The 20,692-nt window shown below is 29.7% G+C and carries 17 protein-coding genes, 2 tRNA genes and 1 pseudogene; 6 read left to right on the plus strand and 14 right to left on the minus strand.

All coding sequences use genetic code 11. The features are described from left to right. Nucleotides 1–88: 88 nt before the first annotated feature. The 3 genes from PG912_RS06355 to PG912_RS06365 form a co-directional block, all read right to left on the minus strand. Entirely contained in the window at nt 89–880 is a 792-nt protein-coding gene (locus tag PG912_RS06355) for a carboxypeptidase-like regulatory domain-containing protein (RefSeq protein ID WP_275688916.1), read from the minus strand. Nucleotides 881–1,004: 124 nt separating this feature from the next. Beyond that, nucleotides 1,005–1,088 (minus strand) — tRNA-Leu (locus tag PG912_RS06360). A gap of 38 nt (nt 1,089–1,126) precedes the next feature. Further along, nucleotides 1,127–1,199, minus strand: a tRNA-Lys gene (locus tag PG912_RS06365). Nucleotides 1,200–1,331: 132 nt separating this feature from the next. Here PG912_RS06365 and PG912_RS06370 point away from each other — a divergent pair. Then, nucleotides 1,332–1,825 (plus strand): annotated as a pseudogene (locus PG912_RS06370) (shikimate kinase). On the opposite strand, the gene PG912_RS06375 reads toward PG912_RS06370, so the two are convergent. Together PG912_RS06375 and PG912_RS06380 are read right to left on the minus strand one after the other, a co-directional pair. Further along, nucleotides 1,817–2,320 (minus strand): phosphoribosyltransferase domain-containing protein, encoded by a 504-nt coding sequence (locus PG912_RS06375; RefSeq protein WP_275688917.1) that lies wholly within the window; start codon nt 2,318–2,320, stop codon nt 1,817–1,819. The pseudogene PG912_RS06370 and the gene PG912_RS06375 sit on opposite strands and share 9 nt — an antisense overlap. Before the next feature lie 25 nt (nt 2,321–2,345). After that, the gene (locus PG912_RS06380; RefSeq protein WP_275688918.1) at nt 2,346–2,735 is read right to left on the minus strand and encodes an RNA-binding S4 domain-containing protein; all 390 of its coding nucleotides are present in this window, start codon (nt 2,733–2,735) and stop codon (nt 2,346–2,348) included. A 79-nt stretch (nt 2,736–2,814) separates the two neighbouring features. Here PG912_RS06380 and PG912_RS06385 point away from each other — a divergent pair, with 79 nt between their 5' ends. Next, nucleotides 2,815–3,693: an FKBP-type peptidyl-prolyl cis-trans isomerase gene (locus PG912_RS06385; protein ID WP_275688919.1), complete on the plus strand. Its 879-nt coding sequence runs from the start codon at nt 2,815–2,817 to the stop codon at nt 3,691–3,693. Nucleotides 3,694–3,858: 165 nt separating this feature from the next. On the opposite strand, the gene PG912_RS06390 is transcribed toward PG912_RS06385, so the two are convergent. From PG912_RS06390 to smpB, 4 genes are read right to left on the minus strand one after another with little or no spacing between them, the layout of a single operon-like run. Beyond that, entirely contained in the window at nt 3,859–4,809 is a 951-nt protein-coding gene (locus PG912_RS06390) for a transketolase family protein (protein WP_275688920.1), read from the minus strand. Between the two features lie 56 nt (nt 4,810–4,865). Next, on the minus strand, nt 4,866–5,447 hold the full coding sequence (locus PG912_RS06395; RefSeq protein WP_275688921.1) for a Maf family nucleotide pyrophosphatase: 582 nt from the start codon (nt 5,445–5,447) through the stop codon (nt 4,866–4,868). Further along, nucleotides 5,434–6,336 (minus strand): UbiA prenyltransferase family protein, encoded by a 903-nt coding sequence (locus PG912_RS06400; RefSeq protein WP_275688922.1) that lies wholly within the window; start codon nt 6,334–6,336, stop codon nt 5,434–5,436. The genes PG912_RS06395 and PG912_RS06400 overlap by 14 nt, the downstream gene beginning before the upstream one ends. Further along, complete coding sequence (smpB, locus tag PG912_RS06405; RefSeq protein WP_260585851.1) at nt 6,337–6,795, minus strand: SsrA-binding protein SmpB; 459 nt, start codon at nt 6,793–6,795, stop codon at nt 6,337–6,339. A 222-nt stretch (nt 6,796–7,017) separates the two neighbouring features. Between smpB and PG912_RS06410 the strand changes: the two genes are divergently transcribed. Next, on the plus strand, nt 7,018–7,746 hold the full coding sequence (locus tag PG912_RS06410; protein WP_275688923.1) for a DUF6503 family protein: 729 nt from the start codon (nt 7,018–7,020) through the stop codon (nt 7,744–7,746). An 86-nt stretch (nt 7,747–7,832) separates the two neighbouring features. On the opposite strand, the gene PG912_RS06415 is transcribed toward PG912_RS06410, so the two are convergent. Together PG912_RS06415 and clpB are read right to left on the minus strand one after the other, a co-directional pair. Further along, entirely contained in the window at nt 7,833–8,327 is a 495-nt protein-coding gene (locus PG912_RS06415) for a SixA phosphatase family protein (RefSeq protein ID WP_275688924.1), read from the minus strand. 90 nt (nt 8,328–8,417) lie between these two features. Continuing rightward, a complete protein-coding gene (gene clpB / locus PG912_RS06420) occupies nt 8,418–11,021 on the minus strand; it encodes an ATP-dependent chaperone ClpB (protein WP_275688925.1) in 2,604 nt (867 codons plus the stop codon). Nucleotides 11,022–11,190: 169 nt separating this feature from the next. Here clpB and ytxJ point away from each other — a divergent pair, with 169 nt between their 5' ends. Both ytxJ and PG912_RS06430 read left to right on the plus strand, forming a co-directional pair. After that, entirely contained in the window at nt 11,191–11,583 is a 393-nt protein-coding gene (gene ytxJ, locus PG912_RS06425) for a bacillithiol system redox-active protein YtxJ (protein WP_275688926.1), read from the plus strand. Between the two features lie 70 nt (nt 11,584–11,653). Next, nucleotides 11,654–13,210 (plus strand): DEAD/DEAH box helicase, encoded by a 1,557-nt coding sequence (locus PG912_RS06430; RefSeq protein WP_275688927.1) that lies wholly within the window; start codon nt 11,654–11,656, stop codon nt 13,208–13,210. A 156-nt stretch (nt 13,211–13,366) separates the two neighbouring features. Here PG912_RS06430 and PG912_RS06435 read toward each other — a convergent pair whose 3' ends face one another. The 3 genes from PG912_RS06435 to miaE all read right to left on the minus strand — a co-directional run bounded on the left by PG912_RS06435 (nt 13,367) and on the right by miaE (nt 14,988). After that, a complete protein-coding gene (locus PG912_RS06435) occupies nt 13,367–13,861 on the minus strand; it encodes a CAP domain-containing protein (RefSeq protein WP_275688928.1) in 495 nt (164 codons plus the stop codon). Nucleotides 13,862–13,969: 108 nt separating this feature from the next. Further along, nucleotides 13,970–14,407: a DUF4268 domain-containing protein gene (locus PG912_RS06440; protein WP_260585860.1), complete on the minus strand. Its 438-nt coding sequence runs from the start codon at nt 14,405–14,407 to the stop codon at nt 13,970–13,972. Further along, nucleotides 14,407–14,988 (minus strand): tRNA-(ms[2]io[6]A)-hydroxylase, encoded by a 582-nt coding sequence (gene miaE / locus PG912_RS06445; protein WP_260585861.1) that lies wholly within the window; start codon nt 14,986–14,988, stop codon nt 14,407–14,409. Before miaE ends, PG912_RS06440 begins: the two co-directional genes overlap by 1 nt. Before the next feature lie 181 nt (nt 14,989–15,169). Here miaE and PG912_RS06450 point away from each other — a divergent pair, with 181 nt between their 5' ends. Continuing rightward, nucleotides 15,170–20,665 carry an alpha-2-macroglobulin family protein gene (locus PG912_RS06450; protein WP_275688929.1) on the plus strand — a complete coding sequence of 1,832 codons (5,496 nt, stop codon included), beginning with the start codon at nt 15,170–15,172 and terminating at the stop codon, nt 20,663–20,665. Nucleotides 20,666–20,692: the final 27 nt, after the last annotated feature.

The following is a 20,692-nucleotide window of genomic DNA, read 5'->3' on the forward strand; positions in this document are numbered from 1 at the left end:
GTGTTTGTGTGTTGTTTAAAGCTGTAAATTTACTTATTTTGGATGAAATAAAAGCATAAAAAAAGCAGCAATTTCTTGCTGCTTTTTTTTAGTTTCTCTTTGTAGGAATCCTGTCCAATTCAATTTTACCTTTCTTTCGAGTTTTGTAATTTTCATAACAGTTTAATACTGCTTCAATAATTTGAAGATCACTTGCTTTTTTGATGAAATATTCTGAATAATTACAGTCCGTTAATAATTTATTTAATTCTTGTCTATCCATTTCTAGATATTCCATCATCACTTCTCTATCAAATTTACCCGCTAGCATTTTACGTAAATCATCTTCCTTTTTTAACTTTTTAAGTTTTTTAAGCTGTTTAGGTTTGTTTCCGAAGAGGTTATAAACTAAATCAACAGGGTTTAACAATTTAGCTATCGGTGATGATATTTTTTGAGGTTTTCCAACTTCATAAGTTTGTGGTAATCCGTTAATATGAATTCTGGTAAAACGATCTTTAGGTACTTGTTTAACATCTACTTCTAAAACACCTATCAATTTTGTCGATTTAATAATAATTTCTTTAACATCTTCTGGTTTTTCTTTTAATGATATTATAACTTCATTTCCTTTTAAAAGATCATTTGTTACTTTTAATTTGATAGAAGAAAATCCTAAAAAAGAAACTAAAACAGTGTCATTAGCCTTAGATGTTAATTCAAAAACTCCTTTTTCGTTGGTAATAGTACCTGTAACTGTATTTAAATTTAATATATGTGCGGCACTTAAAGGTTTTTTAGTATCGGCATCAATAACTTGCCCTTTTAATTTTTGACTTTGAGAGTAACCAATACTTGATACAAGTAAAAGTAAGATAAGAGATAAATATATTTTTTGCATGCTGTAAAAATAGGAATTATTGAGTTGGAATTAGTTAATAAATTGTGAAATGAATAAAAAGAAAGAAATAGGTTAAAAAAAGAAAAACTATAAATATTTTTAAAATATTTATAGTTTTTATGAGTGCACGTAACAAGAGTCGAACTTGCACGTTCTTACGAACACAAGCCCCTCAAGCCTGCGCGTCTACCAATTCCGCCATACGTGCGTAAACTAAAAAAGTTAAGCAAATGCTTAACTTTTTTGTGACCGGGCTGGGGCTCGAACCCAGGACCCTCTCCTTAAAAGGGAGATGCTCTACCAACTGAGCTACCAGGTCATTAACTTCCTTCCGAAAGCGGTTGCAAATATACAACTGTTCTTTAAATTTAAAAAACTTTTTTATGATATTTTTTACTGATATTTGTAACAGCTTAATTATTAGTTTATGAAAATAGTATTGGTAGGGTATATGGCGTGTGGTAAATCTACAATTGGTAGGTTGTTGGCTGAAAAAAAGAAGTTTTCTTTTATAGATTTGGATAATTATATAGAAGAAAAAGAGAAAATGTCTGTGTCAGAAATTTTCAAAAAAAAGGTGAAATTTACTTTAGAAAGCAAGAGCATTTACATTTAAAAGAAATTCTAACCTTAAAAAATAATGTTATTTTAGCATTAGGTGGTGGTACGCCTTGTTATGCAGGTAATATGCATGTAATAAAGGATTCAATAAATACTGTTGCCGTTTATTTAAAAGCAAGTATCACAACAATTGCAACAAGGTTAACAACTGAGAAAAGCCAAAGGCCTTTAGTAGCTAGACTTAAAAACGAGGAGTTGGCAGAATTTATAGCGAAACACTTATTTGAAAGAAGTTATTTTTATAATCAATCAAATTACAAAGTAACTGTAGATGATAAAAAAATGGATATGATTGTTACAGAATTAAATACTTTATTACATTAAATAAACAAGTGTTTTGTTTTTATTAAATTCAACCACTACATGCTCTTTAATAGAGGTTGAGAGTGAAATACCTTTAAAATCTGCTTTTACAGGATATTTTTTATGATTTCTATTTACCAATACTGCTGTTTTAAAGCGTTTTAAAGGAACCTCTAAAAAATGTTTTACAGCATAAATTAATGTGGTACCTGAGTTTAAAACATCATCAACTAAAACTAATGATTTATTTTTATATTCATTAACTGTTAAAGAAGTTGTAATTGCGTTGATTGGATTTTTTTTGTCAATGTAAACTTTACACAATTCAACTTTTAAAGGAGAAATATTAGATAAGACTTCATGTACTTTTTCAGCGAATAAATAGCCATTTTCAGCAATGCCTGCAATTATAATTTCTTCTTCATTACTATTGCTTTCATAAATTTGAAAAGCAATGCGACGAATTTTTTGCTCTACCTGTAAATTGTCTAGTATAATATTATCGGCTATTGTCATCGGTTTATTTTAAATGCTAAAGATATTACAAATTACTATTATTTTCTTCAGAATCTACATTATAATCATCAATATCTCTACGATCTTTTTTGGTAGGTCTTCCAGCTCCTTTTTTACGATAATAATCCTTAGAATATTTTAATAAAGCTGTTTTATCAAACTCTTCTTTAGGAGTCAAATCTTTTCTATATAAATCAACCAATTTTGCGCCAACTCGACTTGACGGTATATCTAAAACCTTTATTTTATAGTTAATTTGATTTTTACGGATGGTTATTTCCTCGTTGCCGAATATTTCTTTTGAAGGTTTTAAATTAGTACCATTAATTTTAACATGCCCTTTTTTACAAGTATCTGTAGCGATACTACGTGTTTTAAAAAAGCGAATACACCACAAATATTTGTCAATTCTCATATAAAAAGTTAAAATTTATCTTTTAGTTTTTTACAAAGGTATAAAAATGGTAAATTGCGCGTTAAAAAATCAATATTAAATGATAAAATTTAAACATTTTTTTTACATAGCACTTTTAAGTGTTTTACTATATTCTTGTGATAGTGATAATAACACTGTTGTAAATTTTGATCATGAAGCGCAAGAAATTATAGATAATGATTCAATAGTTAAGTTTTTAATGAATAATTATTATGATGATGCAGTTTCAAAGGAAGTAAAGCCAATGGTTGCAGGAGAAACATCATTATATGATGACCCAAAACTTATCACAAAAGAAGTTAAAGAAGCAGACATTGATTATAAACTGTACTATTATTTGATTAATGAAGGAACACCTGCAGGATCAACACCTACTGGTAACCCTACAGTTATGGATTCTGTATATTCTAAATATAGAGGACAAAGAATTCTTGAAGAAAAAAAATTAAGTGATGAGTTTGATCGTGGCACAACATGGTTTTCTTTAAATAGAGTAATAAAAGGTTGGACTCACGCTTTTGTACATTTTAAAGGAGGTGAAAATACGACTCCAAATGGAGGACGTATTGAATATACTGGTGGTGGTAAAGGTATTTTATTTATTCCTTCAGGTTTAGCGTATAGAGAAAGAGGTACAACAGGTATTCCTCAAAATTCTAATTTGATATTTTATATTGAATTATGGGATTTTGTAGAAGATACAGACGATGATAATGACGGGGTACCTTCCTTTTTTGAAGGTTTAGATAGCAATGGCGATCTTATAAATGATGATATTGATGAAGATAGAGTCGTAAATTATCTTGATACAGATGATGATGGTGATGGTGTTTTAACTAAAGATGAAGATGCAAATGGAGATGGTGATCCTAGAAATGACTTTAGCGATCCTAATAAGCCTACAGTGCCAGATTATTTAAATAGAGATGTTAATTAAGGAGTATTCTAATTTTTCTATAAAAAAATCCCGAAGCTACTAGCTTCGGGATTTTTTTATAAATTATTTTTGTGTAGTTAAATTTTAAGTAGTTTAAATAAGTAGTTTAAAAAAAAGCATCATTTCTTTAAAAATGATGCTTTAATATTTTAGATAGAAAATAGTTTATTTTCTAGAAATTACTTTTTCTACCGCTTTAATTATAGCGGCATCGTTTAATCCGTATTTCTCCATTAATTCAGCTGGAGTAGCAGACTCACCAAAACTATCGTTTACAGCAACAAACTCTTGTGGAGTAGGAGTGTTGGTTGCTAAACAACGCGCCACGCTTTCACCTAATCCACCGTATTTATTATGTTCTTCCGCAGTTACAATACAACCTGTTTTTGCGACAGATTTTAAGATAATAGCTTCATCTAAAGGTTTAATTGTGTGAATGTTTATTACTTCTGCCGAAATACCTTTAGCTTCTAATTGTTCAGCAGCTTGTAAAGCTTCCCAAACTAAATGTCCTGTTGCTACAATTGTAACATCGTTTCCTTCAGTTAATTTTAAACCTTTTCCTATTTCAAAAGGCTCATCAGTCATAAAAACGGGTACTTTAGGTCTACCAAAACGTAAATATACAGAGCCATCATAATCAGCAATAGCTAGTGTTGCTGCTTTAGTTTGGCTATAGTCACAAGTGTTTATTACAGTCATACCTGGTAGCATTTTCATCAGTCCAATATCTTCTAATATTTGATGTGTAGCACCATCTTCACCTAAAGTTAACCCAGCATGTGAAGCACATATTTTTACATTTTTATCAGAATAGGCAACTGATTGACGAATTTGATCGTACACACGACCTGTAGAAAAGTTTGCAAAAGTTCCTGTAAACGGAATTTTACCTCCAATGGTTAAGCCAGCAGCAATACCAATCATATTTGCTTCAGCAATTCCTATTTGAAAGAAACGTTCGGGATGATTGTTTTTAAAATCTCCCATTTTTAAAGATCCTGTTAAATCTGCGCATAAAGCAACTACATTAGGATTTGTTTTCCCTAATTCAGTTAAACCATCACCAAACCCAGATCTGGTATCTTTTTTTTCGGTATAAGTATATTTTTTCATTAGTGTATGTTGTGTGTTGTACGCGTCAAAAATAATCTTTTATAAAAAAAGCAGCGTTACAAATTTGATAATTCTTTATAAAGTTTATGAACAGGAAAGCCCATAACATTAAAATAACTTCCTTCTATTTTAGTAATAGCTATTTTACCTATCCATTCCTGAATACCATAAGCACCAGCTTTATCAAATGGTTTATAAGTATTTATGTAATACGCTATTTCTTCGGATGATAAATTTTTAAAGGTAACTTTGGTAGTATCGTTAATTATTTTTTTGAAGTTTTTGTTTGAAATACATATCGATGTAATTACTTCGTGGGTGTTGTTAGATAATTCAGTAAGCATTTTAAAAGCTTCATTATAGTCTTTTGGTTTTCCGAGCGCTTTGTTGTTAGCCCAAACAATGGTATCCGAAGTTATTAATAATTCTTTATCAGTTAATTCATTTTCAAAAGGCTTCGATTTTAAATCGGAAAGAAAGTCTGTTATTTCTGATTTTCTTAAATGTCCTGGATATATTTCTGCTACTTCTTTTGTTTTGATTATAAAAGGTACATTTAAATCTTTTATTAATTCTTGTCTTCGTGGTGAATTTGAAGCTAAAATTATGGAATAATCGACTAATTTACTGGACAACATATTTAAAATAATAAGCGATTGATAGAATACCTATAATTCCGAAAACATGAAATATTTTCATTGTTTTAAGTAATTTTTTATACTCTTTATCTGTTGAAGTTTTAATTGAAAGGTATATAATATATATTTGAGGTATTAAGGTAGAAGTTAATATAGTTATAAAAAGATATTCTATTTTAAAGAAGCTAAAAGCTAAAAATAAGATTAAAAAAGCAGAAAAAACCATCATAGTTAGTGTAACGTTTTTTGCTCTTTTTCTTCCCAAAAGAATAGGTAGCGTTTTGTTTTTTTTAAAATTATCCTCATTTATATTGGTGATGCTTATTATTATTTCCTCAGTTAAGGTGCTTAAAAAAGATAATAATATATAAATCATAGTAATGAATTGAAGCTTAAAAAATAGATTCCATTGTGTTGTTGTTAGGTTAACAGGAGAATCAATCCACCAAACTGATAATATTGTAAATGGTAATAGGAAAGATTTAAATAAAAGACTTAAAAAAGATTTCTGTATAGAATATTTTGAGTAAATGTATGCAGAAATAGAGGAGAAGAGAAATAGTAATGAAAAATAAGGTCTATGTATTTTGAAAGATAAATAAATACCTAATAAAAGTCCTGCAAGAAGAAGTATGTAAGAACTAATTTTTAAACTAGGTAAAGATCTAGCTGTTTTTTTATTTTTATTAAGAAAATAATAGTTTAATACATAAATAGATATGTAAAAAAACATACATGAAGTTGTAAATAAGGTTATGTCTAGGAAAGATAAAGTTGTCTCAAAACCAAATCCATATAAAAAACAATATTTAGCTAAAAAAATTACAAAAGAAAAATATAGAATTCTTTTCCAATCAACAATATTAAAAAATACTTTTAGAGTATTCATTTAATTAAAATCTTTTTTAATTCTAGCTAAATCTCTCTTGTTATCTCTGTCTTTCATTGTTTGACGTTTGTCATGCGTTTTTTTACCTTTTGCTAAAGCAATGTCTAATTTAGCCCAACCATCATTATTAATAAAGAGTTTAAGAGGTACAATTGTACTCCCTTTAGCTTCAACTTCTCGTTCTAGTTTTTTTAATTCTTGTTTATTTAATAGTAAGCGGCGCTCACTTGTGGTTTTATGATTGTAGTGGTTTCCAAAAGCATATTCTTCAATATACATATTAATGATAAAAAGCTCTCCTTGCTCATTAAATTCACAAAAGCTTTCGGTTATACGTGCCTTACTAAGCCTTATCGATTTTATTTCGGTACCGGTAAGCTGAATACCCGCAGTATATTTATCAATAATCTCGTATTCAAAACGAGCTTTCTTATTCTGTATGTTAATTTTTTTCTGCATATCTCAATAGCAAATATAACTATTTGAGTAGTACCCTTAGTTAATTTATTATGCAATGATATTATTTTTTTATTTTTGGTAGGTAATAATGTGTATTTGGTTAAAAATGATAAGAAATTTACATTTTTTATTGACTTGTTAATTAACACAATTTTAAATATTATATAAAATAATTTCTTGTAATTTTGAGTTTTTAAAATGGGTTTTATTTAATAATTTTTTATGAGATATTTAATAGTATTGTTGTTCTTTGTAGTATCATGTAAGCCTATTGATAATGGGATTAATGCGCAAAAAGTGATAGATAATTCGATAAATAAATCGAACTTACAAGTTGTTGAAAACTCAAATTTATCTTTTTCGTTTAGAAAGAATAATTATATAGCAAAAAGGAATAATGGTAATTATGAGTTTCAGAAAATTTCAAAAAAAGATTCGGTAATTATAAAAGATGTTTTGTCGAACGAAGGGGTTAAGCGTTATGTAAATGATAGTTTAATTCAATTATCAGAAAAAGACAAAAAAGGTTTTGGAGACTCTGTAAATTCGGTGCATTATTTTGCTGTTTTACCTTACGGCTTAAATGATCCTGCAGCTCGTAAAAAAATGTTAGAACCTGTAATTATAAAAGGGAAAACGTACTATAAAGTTCAAGTAACTTTTTCTGAAGAAGGTGGCGGAACCGATTTTGATGATGTATTTATTTATTGGTTCGCTAAAGAGGATTTTAAATTAACTTACTTAGCTTATAAATACCATACAAACGGTGGTGGTGTTCGTTTTAGAGATGTGAAAAAAGAAAATTTTGTAAACGGAATTAGATTTGTGGATTATAATAATTATAAGCCCTTAGATAAAAATATTGATTTTTATACAATTGATAAATTATATGAAGATGGTAAGTTAAAAAAAATTTCTGAAATTGTGTTAAATAATATTGAAATTAAGTAGTTGATTGTTATTGACTTTCTCTTTTATTACTTTGTTTTTGTTATGTAATAAAAGAGAAAGGTCAATAATTTTTTTAAATATTATAATTAATCATTTTTAAGTAAAACACTTGTTTTAGAACCATTAACAGTTATAATGTAAAGATTTGCATTATTGTTATCATCTATTTGTTGATATTTATCTTTTCCTAAAATTTTATTAGCAAAAAAAGGTGTTGTATTACTATGACCGACAATTAAAACTGTTTTTCCTTTAGTTTCTTTTTGAAATTTTTTATCAAATAATTTTCTAGGACTATAAGATAAAACTTGTAATCCTTTACTTTCAACAGTTGGTTTTGCAGTTTGCATTGTTCTATTATAGTTTGTTGAATATACAGCATCTAAATTGATGTCTTTAAAATAAGTAGCCCATTTCTTGGCACGTTCTAACCCTTTGTCATTTAAGTTAGGATTTTTATTAGTTACATCAGTTCTATCTTTTTCTGCGTGACGAATTAAATAATAAGTAGTTGTTTTTTCTTGTGTACAAGAAATTAATGAACTAAAAACAACGACTAATACTAAAAGGTGTTTTTTCATGGTTATGATTTTAAGTAACGAATATAGTTAAAATAAAAAAAGCGATGCTTTTTTCAAACATCGCTTTTAATCAACTATAAAAACTAACTTCTAATTTTCTATTAAATCAGATTGATTTCTGAAAACTAGTTTGTTATCAAAAGCATCTAACAAAATAATGCTGTCTGTAGTTACCGTTCCTGCTAAAATTTCTTTAGACAATTGATTTAATACTTCTTTTTGAATTACACGTTTCACTGGTCTTGCACCAAACTCAGGCTGATATCCTTTAATAGCTAAATAAGCAATTGCTTCATCGGTAGCATCAAAAGTGATGTTTTGTTCAGCTATCATTTTTTTAACATTATTCAACTGAATTCTTACAATCTGCTTAATGCCGTCTTGTGACAATGGAGTGAACAAGGTAATATCATCAATTCTATTGATAAATTCTGGTCGAACAGTTTGTTTTAATAAACCTAAAACTTCTGTTTTTGCTAGTTCCATTGTGGTTTCGATATCACCTTTAAAATTCTCAAACTTCTCTTGAATAATATGGCTTCCCATATTAGAAGTCATAATTATAATAGTGTTTTTAAAATCTGCTACACGTCCTTTATTATCTGTAAGTCTTCCTTCATCTAAAACTTGTAAAAGCGTGTTAAAAGTATCAGGATGTGCTTTTTCAATTTCATCTAATAAAACAACAGAATATGGTTTTCTACGAACAGCTTCTGTTAATTGTCCGCCTTCATCATAGCCAACATAACCAGGAGGTGCGCCCACTAATCTACTAACCGAATGACGTTCTTGATATTCACTCATGTCTATTCTGGTCATAGCGTTTTCATCATCAAATAAATAGCTAGCTAAAGCTTTTGCGAGCTCTGTTTTACCAACTCCGGTGGTTCCTAAAAACAAGAAACTACCTATTGGTTTATTCGGATTTTGTAATCCAGCTCTAGAGCGACGAACGGCATCTGCAACAGCTTCAATAGCTTCTTCTTGTCCAACTACTCGTTTGTGTAACTCAGCTTCTAATTTTAAAAGTTTTTCGCGCTCGGACTGAATCATTTTTGTAACAGGAACGCCTGTCCATTTTGCAACAACTTCAGCTATATCATCGTAAGTAACTTCTTCTTTAATTAACGCGTTTTCACTTTGATTGGCTAAAATTACTTGTTGTTTTTCAAGCTCTTCTTGTGATTCTTTTATTTTACCATAACGCAATTCTGCCACTTTACCATAGTCTCCATTACGTTCAGCTTTGTCGGCTTCAATTTTATAGTTTTCAATATCAGTTTTTAATTGCTGAATTGCATCTACAACGGCTTTTTCTGATTGCCATTTGGCATTTATCTCGTTGCGTTCTTCCTTAAAATTAGCAATATCTGCATTGAGTGATTTTAGTTTAATCTCGTCATTTTCTCGTTTAATTGCTTCAATTTCAATTTCTAACTGCATTATTTTACGATCTAAAACATCTAATTCTTCTGGTTTAGAATTGATTTCCATTCGTAGTTTTGCAGCAGCTTCATCCATTAAATCAATCGCTTTATCTGGTAAAAACCGATTGGTAATATAACGTTGCGATAATTCTACCGCACCAATAATAGCTTCATCTTTAATGCGCACTTTATGATGCGTTTCGTACTTGTCTTTAATTCCACGTAAAATAGAAATAGCGCTTTCGGTATCTGGCTCATCAACCATAACTTTCTGAAAACGACGTTCTAATGCTTTGTCTTTTTCAAAGTATTTTTGATACTCATCTAAAGTAGTTGCTCCAATGGCACGTAATTCACCACGAGCCAAAGCAGGTTTTAAAATATTAGCAGCATCCATAGCACCTTGCCCGCCACCAGCACCAACTAAGGTGTGAATTTCATCAATAAATAAAACAATATCACCTTCGGATGTAGTTACTTCTTTTACTACAGATTTTAAGCGTTCTTCAAACTCACCTTTAAATTTTGCACCTGCAATTAAAGCCCCCATATCTAGCGAATAAATTACTTTATCTTTTAAATTTTCGGGAACATCACCTCTAATAATCCGATGCGCTAAACCTTCCGCAATAGCGGTTTTTCCTGTTCCAGGTTCACCTACTAAAATTGGGTTGTTTTTTGTTCGTCTTGATAAAATTTGTAATAATCTACGAATTTCTTCATCCCGACCAATTACAGGGTCTAGTTTTCCGTCTTGCGCCAATTTATTTAAGTTATTGGCATATTTATTTAAAGAATTGTAAGTTTCTTCCGCGCTTTGCGATGTAACCCGCTCTCCTTTTCGTAACTCATCAATAGTGGTTTTTAATCCTTTTTCGGTAACCCCTTGATCTTTTAATACTTGAGAAATCTGACTTTTCGACTTAAAGATTGCTAAAATTAAATACTCGATAGAAACATATTCATCGTTCATTTTTTTAGCGATAATACTTGCCTCATTTAAAGTTTTATTCGCCTCACGAGAAAGCATTAATTCTGCTCCTGTAACTTTAGAAAAACTTTCTAATTGCTTGTCTAATATTTGTTGAAGAACACTAATATTTATGCTTAGTTTCTTTAATATAAAAGGGAGTACATTTTCATCAACAACAAATAAAGCTTTAAAAATATGTTCATTTTCTATTTGTTGATTACCATTACTTTGTGCTAGCTGTTGCGCTTTTTGTATGGTTTCTTGCGATTTTATTGTATAATTGTTTAAATTCATAATTTGTAGGTTATTTATCTTTTCCAAATAGCTAAAGTCAAAAGTAATACCAATAATAAACGCTATAGTAAAGAAGACAAAAAGTCTTATTTTTATTATTTAAGCTGACTTTTTGGCTTACTGTAAGGTTTAGTTGTTTAGATCGACAAATTTTGAAAAATATATATAAATGGGAGTATTTAGCACAATATTTGGAGGGAAGAATGAAAAGGAAGTACAAGAAGAATCATTTATAAAATGGATTCCTTTAACATCTACAGCGCAATTAGAAGAAATTAAAAAACAATCAGAAAACGAAGCCGTTGCAGTATTTAAGCATTCTACTAGATGTGGTATAAGTAGTATGGTAATTAAGCGTTTTGCAAATAGTTTTGATGAGGATTTAAAAGATTTTAAAATATACTACCTCGATTTATTATCATATCGAGAAGTGTCTGATGAATTAGGGTATATATTTCAAGTTTTACATCAATCTCCTCAGTTATTGGTTGTTAAAAAAGGAGCCGTTGTAGCACATGCTTCTCATTATGATATTGCTCAAATTGATTTAAAGAAATTCTAAAAAAGTCACGGTTTTTAAAGGAGTTTACTTAAATACATCGTATTTTTGCTTATTACAAAAAAGTATAAAATTGAGCGACGACATCACAATAACACAAGAAACGAAAGGGAAAAATTTATACGATTACCAAAAAGAAGCGCTTTTTAAAATTTTTAAAAGTTTTGAAAATGCTCCTGAAAATTATCATTTATTATATCAATTACCAACAGGTGGAGGTAAAACTGTAATTTTCTCAGAAATTACTCGCCAGTTTATAAAACATTATAATAAAAAGGTGTTGATAATGACACACCGTATTGAATTATGCAAGCAAACAGCAAAAATGCTTGGAGAGTTTGGTGTAGATAATAAAATTATTGATAGTAAGGCCGATTTAGATGATCAAGATAATTATGGTTGTTTTGTAGCAATGGTTGAAACATTAAACAATCGTTTAAATGACGATATGTTAGATATTTCTGATGTAGGTTTGGTTATTATTGATGAAGCCCATTATAATTCTTTCACAAAATTATTTAAGTTTTTCGACAAGTCATTCGTACTAGGTGTTACAGCAACGCCTTTAAGTTCGAATATTAAACTACCAATGAAAGACAATTATGATGATTTAATTGCTGGTGAAAGTATTGGTACTTTAATTCAGAATGAATATTTAGCAAGAGCGAATGTATTTTCATATAATGTTGGTTTAACATCATTAGAAATAGGCGCAAACGGTGATTATACCGTAAAGTCTTCGGAAGATTTATATACAAATACCGACATGTTATCGAAGCTTTTACAAGCTTACGAAGAACGTGCTAAAGGTACAAAAACGTTAATCTTTAATAACGGAATTAATACATCACTTCACGTATACGATACTTTTAAAAAGGCAGGATATCCTATCGCGCATTTAGATAATACGAATACAAAGAAAGAACGTGATTTTATATTAAAATGGTTTCATGCAACACCAAATGCAATTATTACTTCGGTAAGTATTTTAACAACCGGATTTGATGAACCATCAGTCAAATCGATAATTTTAAATAGAGCTACTAAATCATTGACACTTTATTATCAAATGATTGGTAGAGGGTCTCGTATTTTTAAAGGAAAAAATGATTTTAATGTAATTGATTTAGGAAACAACTTTCATCGTTTCGGACCTTGGGGAGCTGATTTAGATTGGCATAAAATGTTTAGAGCGCCTAATTTTTATTTAGATAATTTATTATCTGATGAAGATATAGAAAATGAGTTTAAGTATGAGTTACCTGCTGATATTAAAAAAGAGTTCTCAAATTCAGAAGATTTATATTTTGATGTAAAGAAAATTTATATTGACACAATTCAAGCAGGACAATCATCTAAAAAAGTTTTAGAAAAATCAATAATACATCACGCAAAAATTTGTGTAGAGAATAGTGAAGATGTTTTTGACGCTTTAATTTTAGCAAAGAAATTAGGCGGAGAAATAGATGATAGAATTCATAGATATTCTAAATGTATTTGCAAGAGTACTCATAATTTTATTGATTGGTTACAAGATGACTATAGAAAAAAATTAAATTCTCATTTACGTTCTAATTTTGATGAAATATATGAAGATATTTTTGGACATCCACCACCAGAAGAAGAGTAGTTAATATAAATTATCAAGACTATTAATTATGTAGTCTGTCTGTAATATATAGTAAAATGACCGACTTTTTTATGTATCACTTGTGATACATAAAAAAGTCGGTCATTTTTGTTTAAATAAACAATATATATTGTTGTAAGATGTTACTTTGATGAATTATTTTTTCACAAAAATATTTGTAAAATACCATTTTCCATTACTATCTTTTTCGGCAGTCACTTCAAAGTGGGTATAATCACCTTCTATGTTTTTTCTGTGTCCTTCACTATTTATCCATGCGTTTACAACAGATGCTGCTGAAGAATATGCGTAAGCAACATTTTCACCTACACCTTTAGCATTGGCATTTTTATTTAAAAACTCTTTACGTTGGAAGAAAAGATCGTGAGAAACCTTGTCTTTATCAATCATATAATTAGTGTGATTATATGTTTGCGATTTAATTACTTGCAGTTTGTTTAATGTGGAATAGCCATTGGAAGCCCTATAGTCATTTATACGACTTAAAATCTCAGATTCGATTCCTTTTTCTGTAAAAGTGGTGGGTGTTTCTGTATTTTCTTGAGCTAAATCTAATTCATCGTTTGAAGAACATGATGTTAAAACTAGTGCGCATAACACTATTAATAACCTTAGGGGTTGGTTACTCATTTGTTGGGGGGTTTAGGGGTTTACTAAAAACTTTTCAAAAGTAGTCTAAATAACTAGAGTAAAAAAGTTAAATACTTGATTATTAGTAAAAAGGGTGTTTTTCCTGAGTTAAATAGCTTGTCTTATAAAATCTTCGTATTCGTAAAAAAATAATTCAAATTGCGCCATATTTTCTACATAAAACTCAAAACAATCTCTCCATGTATCTTTGTTATGAATACTAAATTTTTTATCAAAAGGGACATATATGCGGCGGATAATTTTTCGATTATCTAATTCAAAATTATCATGATAAATTACTTCTGGTAAATATTCGGTTTCTAAAATAGTTTTTAACGACAATAGTTGATCGTATAGTAATTCATTAGCAACTTCATCTAAATGTTCAAAATCTAAACAAACAGAAGCTTTTTTACGGTCTGCCTGAAATTTAAAAGCAAATCCTTTTATTTTAGTGTTATATAGTAACCATTTTCTTGGGAATGATTTTCCGAAGCTTGTCCAAAACTCTTTACGTAATTGTGCTGATTCTTCTTTGCTAAACATTATCCGTGTATTTTAGGGCTATTTCCTCGGTTCCTCATCATTTCGGCTTCAAAAGCAACTAAAGCTTCCCATTTTTCATCAACAATCTTTCTGTCTTGGTATTTACGAGCAAAACCTAAAAAAACGGTATAATGATTGGCTTCAGAAATCATTAAATCATTATAAAATTTAGACAATTCTTCATCTTCCATATTTTCAGAAAAAACTTTAAAACGCTCACAGCTTCTTGCTTCAATTAAAGCGGCAATTAATAAGCGTTGCACAAGTGCGTTGGTTCTGTCTTTTGTTTTGGTAAAGAATTTTTGTAGTTGAATCGCATAGTCGTTTTTTTGTTCTCTTCCTAAAACCATTCCGCGTTTTACCATAAAATCATGCACCATTTTAAAATGTTCCATTTCTTCAATGGCAATTTCACTCATACTTTGTACAAGTTCGGTTTCTTCAGAATAATTTATAATTATAGAAACAGCATTTGAAGCCGCTTTTTGTTCTAAAAAAGCATGATCTGTTAATATTTGCTGTAAGTTATCTTTAGCAATATCTGCCCAAGAGGTTTTAGTCTCGAATTGTAATCCTAACATATTCTAAATTCATTTTTTCGTTTGCAAAACTAAGGATTATTACATTTAAGAAAGTAATAGTGCTCTTTTTTTTACTTAAAATAAGTACTCTTCTCTTTTTTAGATATTTGATTACTAAAAAAGTAAGAAAAATATATAAAAATGTTAACTTTGAAGGACTTCAAAAAAAAAATATTTTGCTATGAAAAAAAATATAAAACTTATTGCTTTAGTTTTATTGGTATTTATTGGAAATGCTTGTAAAAATAGTATAGAAACAGAAAGAAATGTAAACGCATATAGCGAATATGTTACTGTTTTTCCTGAAAAATTGATTTCGGTTACGCCAAAACTCGATTTTATCTTAAAAAAGAAAATTACAGCTAATATTACTAATGATATAATTACGATGGTTCCTAATGTTAAAGGAACAGTAACATTAAATAATAATGAGATTTCTTTTGTGCCGAATGAAAAATTAGTAAGCAATAAAGAATACAAAATAACACTTCATTTATCAAAATTATACGAAGATATTGATGCTGCTTTAAAAGATTTTACAATTGAAGTAAAAACAAAAGAGTTGCTGTTTAATGTTGCTTTACAATCACCAAAAGTATATAATAAAGAATGGTATTTTGTAGAGGGAGTTTTAACAGCAAGTGATGTTCTTGAAAAAGAAAAATTATCAGAAATAGTAAAGATAAATTATAAAGGGAGTAAAGCAAAAGTAAAGTTTCAAACCTTCGAGAAGTTAGCCTCTAAAGTATATTTTAAAATAGATAGTTTACAACGATTTGTTGATGATGAGGCTTTAAAAATTTCTTGGAATGGTGATGCTATAAAATCTACTTCAAAAGGTGCCCGAGAATTAACAATTACAGGGAAAAATAATTTTAAGGTTTTAAATGTAGAAGTCACGAATACTGATAAGCAACATATTGAAATTAGTTTTTCAGATCCCATAAAAAAATCACAAGATTTAAAGGGATTAATTCAGTTTGCAAATACTCAAAAAAGAAAATTCACCTATAAAATCACCAATAATATAGTAACTATTTATCCGCAGTCATCTTTTAAGGATAAGGTAAATATCGAAATATTTAAAGGAATAAAAAATGCAGAAAACTATGCTTTAAAAAAATCGTTTAGTAAAACATTACATTTTCAGCAATTAAAGCCTTCGGTAAAATTTATAAAAAGTGGAACGATATTGCCAAATTCAAAAAATCTTAAAATTAATTTTAATGCAGTTAATTTAAAAGCTGTTGATGTAACGGTATTTAAAATTTATAAAGAAAATGTATTACAGTTTTTACAAAATAATAATTTAGGTAACCAAGGTAATTTACGTTATGTTGGGCGACCTGAAGCTAAATACACGGTAAATCTTACGAATCAGGGAGTAGATTTAACGAAAGAAAACGCTTTTGGGATAGATTTGACTGAAGTCTTAACGATTGAAGACGGAGCTATGTATCGAGTTGATTTTTCTTTCAATCAAAAATATTCTAATTATTCTTGCGATGAAACTACTAATAATAGTACCATAGTTTATGGTAAAAAAGAAATAGATACCAAACAATACGACAATCCTAATTATTATAATAATGACTATTATTATAGCTATCGTTGGAATGAAAGAGATAATCCGTGTTCAAATTCATACTATTACAATAAAAATAAGAGTACTAATATTTTAGCTACAAATTTAGGAGCAATCGTTAAAAAAGGTAATAACAACACAACTTTTATTGCGGTAACTAATTTATTAACAACCAAACCGGTTTCTGATGCTAACGTAACGCTATATAATTTACAACAACAACCTATTGTAAATGTAAAAACAGATAAAGAAGGAATTGTTAATTTCGATGGAATTAAAAATGCTTTTTTTGCTGTAGTTACCAAAGATAAAAACACCACTTACATTAGACTGAATGATGGAAATTCACTTTCTATGAGTAAGTTTGATGTTTCTGGAACAAAATTACAAAAAGGAATTAAAGGATATATTTATGGCGAACGTGGTGTTTGGCGTCCAGGAGATCAATTATTTTTGACTTTTGTGTTGAATGATAATGCGAATCCGATACCGGAAAATCATCCTATTAAATTTGAGTTATTAAATCCGCAGGGAAAAATAATAGAAAGAAAAGTACTTTTTAAAAACCTAAATAATGTGTATGCTTATGCGCCAAAAACAAACCAAGATGGTATTACCGGAAATTGGAAGTTAAGAGTAAGTGTTGGTGGAGCAGTTTTTAATAAAACACTTAAAATAGAAACCATAAAACCAAATCGTTTAAAAATAAAACTTAAAACCGAAGCAGATTTTATAAAAGCTGATACACCAATTGAAGGAGATGTGGATGTAAAATGGTTACATGGAGCAATTGCTAGAAATTTAAAATTAGATATTAACGGTAAGTTTACGCAATCGAAAACAGAATTTTCAAAATTCAAAAATTATAATTTTGATGATGTTACGCGTAGGTTTGGAACAGAAGAGTTTAAGGTGTTAGAAGGAACTTTAAATAGTGAAGGGAAAACAAGTTTTTCTGTAAAACCAAGGTTAGACAAAAAAGCTCCGGGAATGTTAAAAGCGAGTTTTATAACCAAGGTTTATGAAAATGGAGGTGATTTTAGTACGGATGTTTTTTCTAAAAAAGTATCTCCTTATAAAACCTATGTAGGTTTACTTAATGCAGCTGAACAACAATCTAAAAATTATTTATTTACGGATGAAAAATATACGTTTAATTTAGCAACAGTTACTGAAAATGGAGTAGGAGTTGCAAATGATTTAGAAGTAAAAGTTTATAAATTATCATGGCGTTGGTGGTGGAGTACTGCAGATAACGGGCTTTCTAATTACGATGGTACACGTCATCATCAAACATATAAAACACTACAAGTAAAAACAAATGCTAGTGGTAAAGGTTCGTTCGATTTAAAAATAAGTGAAAACGATTGGGGACGTTACCTTATAAAAGTAACCGATAAGAAAAGTAAACACATTACTTCGAATATAGCTTATTTCGATTGGCCATCTTGGTACGGAAAGAAAAAAGGAAGTCAAGATAAAACCAATGCCACGATGTTGGTTTTTACTACCGATAAAGAATCGTATGAAGTAAATGAAACAGCTACGGTAAAATTTCCTTCTTCTGAAGGAGGAAGAGCTTTAATTACGATTGAGAACGGAACCGAAGTACTAAATCACTTTTGGGTACAAACAGCAGCAAAACAAACGGAATTTAAATTCCCCGTATTGGCAAATTATACACCCAATGTATTTGTAAATATTTCGTTATTACAAAAACACAGTCAAACGGCCAACGATTTACCAATTCGTATGTACGGTTCTATACCAATGTTGGTAAACGATCCTGCAACGAAATTAGCGCCAGAAATTGACTTAGCAGATGAGTTAAGACCTGAGTCAATCGCTAAAATAAAGGTGAAAGAAAAAGGTGGAAAAGCAATGACCTATACAATTGCTTTGGTTGATGATGGATTGTTAGATTTAACACGTTTTAAAACTCCAAATCCTTGGAACACTTTTTACGCGCGTCAATCATTAGGCGTTAAAACTTGGGATGTTTTTGATGATGTAATTGGCGCCTATGGCGGAAAAGTAAATCAGATATTAAGTATTGGTGGTGATGAAGCCGAAGCTGGAAGTAAAAATAAAAAAGCCAATCGTTTTAAACCGATGGTAACCTATTTAGAGCCTTTTAACTTAGCAAAAGGAGCTACAAAAGAGCATCAAATTAAAATACCTAAATATGTTGGTTCTGTACGAGCGATGGTGGTAGCTACAAATGCTAAAAATGATGCCTATGGTAGTGATGAAAAAACTGCTTTTGTGCGTAAACCTGTAATGATTTTAGCATCATTACCACGTAAAATTACACCACAAGAAACCGTAACTTTACCAGTAACTGTTTTTGCAATGTTACCTTCAGTAAAAAAGGTGAAAATTACAGTACAACCAAATGAATCATTTACAATTGTAGGAGATAAGACTCAAACTTTATCATTTAATGAACCAGATGAAAAGATGGCTTATTTTACCTTAAAAGTAAATGATTTTAAAGGAATAGGAAAGGTAAAGATTGATGCCGTTTCTGGTCGTGAAAAAGCATCCTACGAAGTAGAAATAGATGTTTTAAATCCGAACCCTGTAACGACAGAGGTAAAAGATTTGGTATTAAAATCAAATGAGGCAAAGGAGCTTAATTTTACCACCTTTGGTACAAAAGGCACTAATACAGCAAGTATAGAATTGTCTACATTACCACCAATGAATTTTACCAAACGTATGGGATATTTAATTCAATATCCACATGGATGTGTAGAGCAAACAACTTCTAGTGCTTTTCCGCAGTTATATTTAGCAGAAATTTTTGAATTACCCGAAGGAAAAAAACAAGATATAGAGCGAAATATAAAAGCAACGATTCAGCGTTTATCTGATTTTCAAGTGTCAAATGGCGGATTGTCTTATTGGCAAGGAAACGGAAATGCAAATAGTTGGGGAACTTCATACGCAGGTCATTTTATGATTGAAGCTGCTAAAAAAGGGTACGCTTTACCAATTGGTTTTAAATCGAAATGGATAGGTTACCAAAAGCAACAAGCACGTAATTGGCGAAATAATTCAACCTATTATAACAATGCATTATCACAAGCATACAGGTTGTATACATTAAGTTTGGCAAACAGTGCAGATATTGCTTCGATGAATCGTTTACGAGAAACAAAAGGAATTTCTAACGAAGCAAAAATGCGATTGGCAAGTGCCTATGCGTTGATTGGTAAACAATCTATTGCAAAAGGAATTTTAGGTGGTTTAACAGCAAATGATTATAATAAAAGACGCTATTCTAATTACGGATCTGAAATTCGTAATAAAGCCATGGCATTAGCTACTTATACATTGTTAAAAGAGGAAACAAAAGCCATTAAGTTAGCGAAAGAAATCGCTGAAAGTTTATCTAGCAATAAATGGATGAGCACACAAACAACTGCTTATAGTTTATTAGCGATGAGTAAATATGCGCTTCAAAATGGTGGAAGTACAGGGATTAATGCGAGTTATACTTTAAATGAAAACTCAAAAAATATTGAAATATCAAAAGCATTGTATGCTGAAGATATTGAAGATATCACTAAAGAAAACACTTTTAAAATAGTAAATAAAAATAGTGGAGTGTTATATGTACGTGTTTTTAACAAAGGAATTTTACCAGTCGGAGAAGAGAAAGTATTTCAGAATAATTTAGAAACAACAATTATTTACAAAACAAAAGATGGCAATCGTATAATGCCTGATAATTTATCGCAAGGAACCAATTTTGTAGCAGAAGTTACCGTAAAAAATAGTACAAACGATACTGTAGAGAATGTAGCGTTAACACAGTTTATTCCTTCAGGTTGGGAAATTATAAATACTCGTTTTACTGATTTTGGAAATAACACAACATCATCTCAAGTAGATTTTACGGATATACGGGATGCTAGTATTAGTAACTATTTTACACTAAAAAAGTATGAAAGTAAAACGTTTAGAGTGTTATTAAATGCATCGTATTTAGGAACCTATTATTTACCAGGCGTGCAAGTAGAGGCGATGTATGATAATGATTATATAGCAAGAACAAAAGGAGAATGGATAAAAGTTGTAAAATAGAAACTAAATGGAATGCATATTTAATAA

This window comes from Tenacibaculum retecalamus (assembly GCF_027941755.1).
Taxonomy (GTDB): Bacteria; Bacteroidota; Bacteroidia; order Flavobacteriales; family Flavobacteriaceae; genus Polaribacter; species Polaribacter haliotis_B.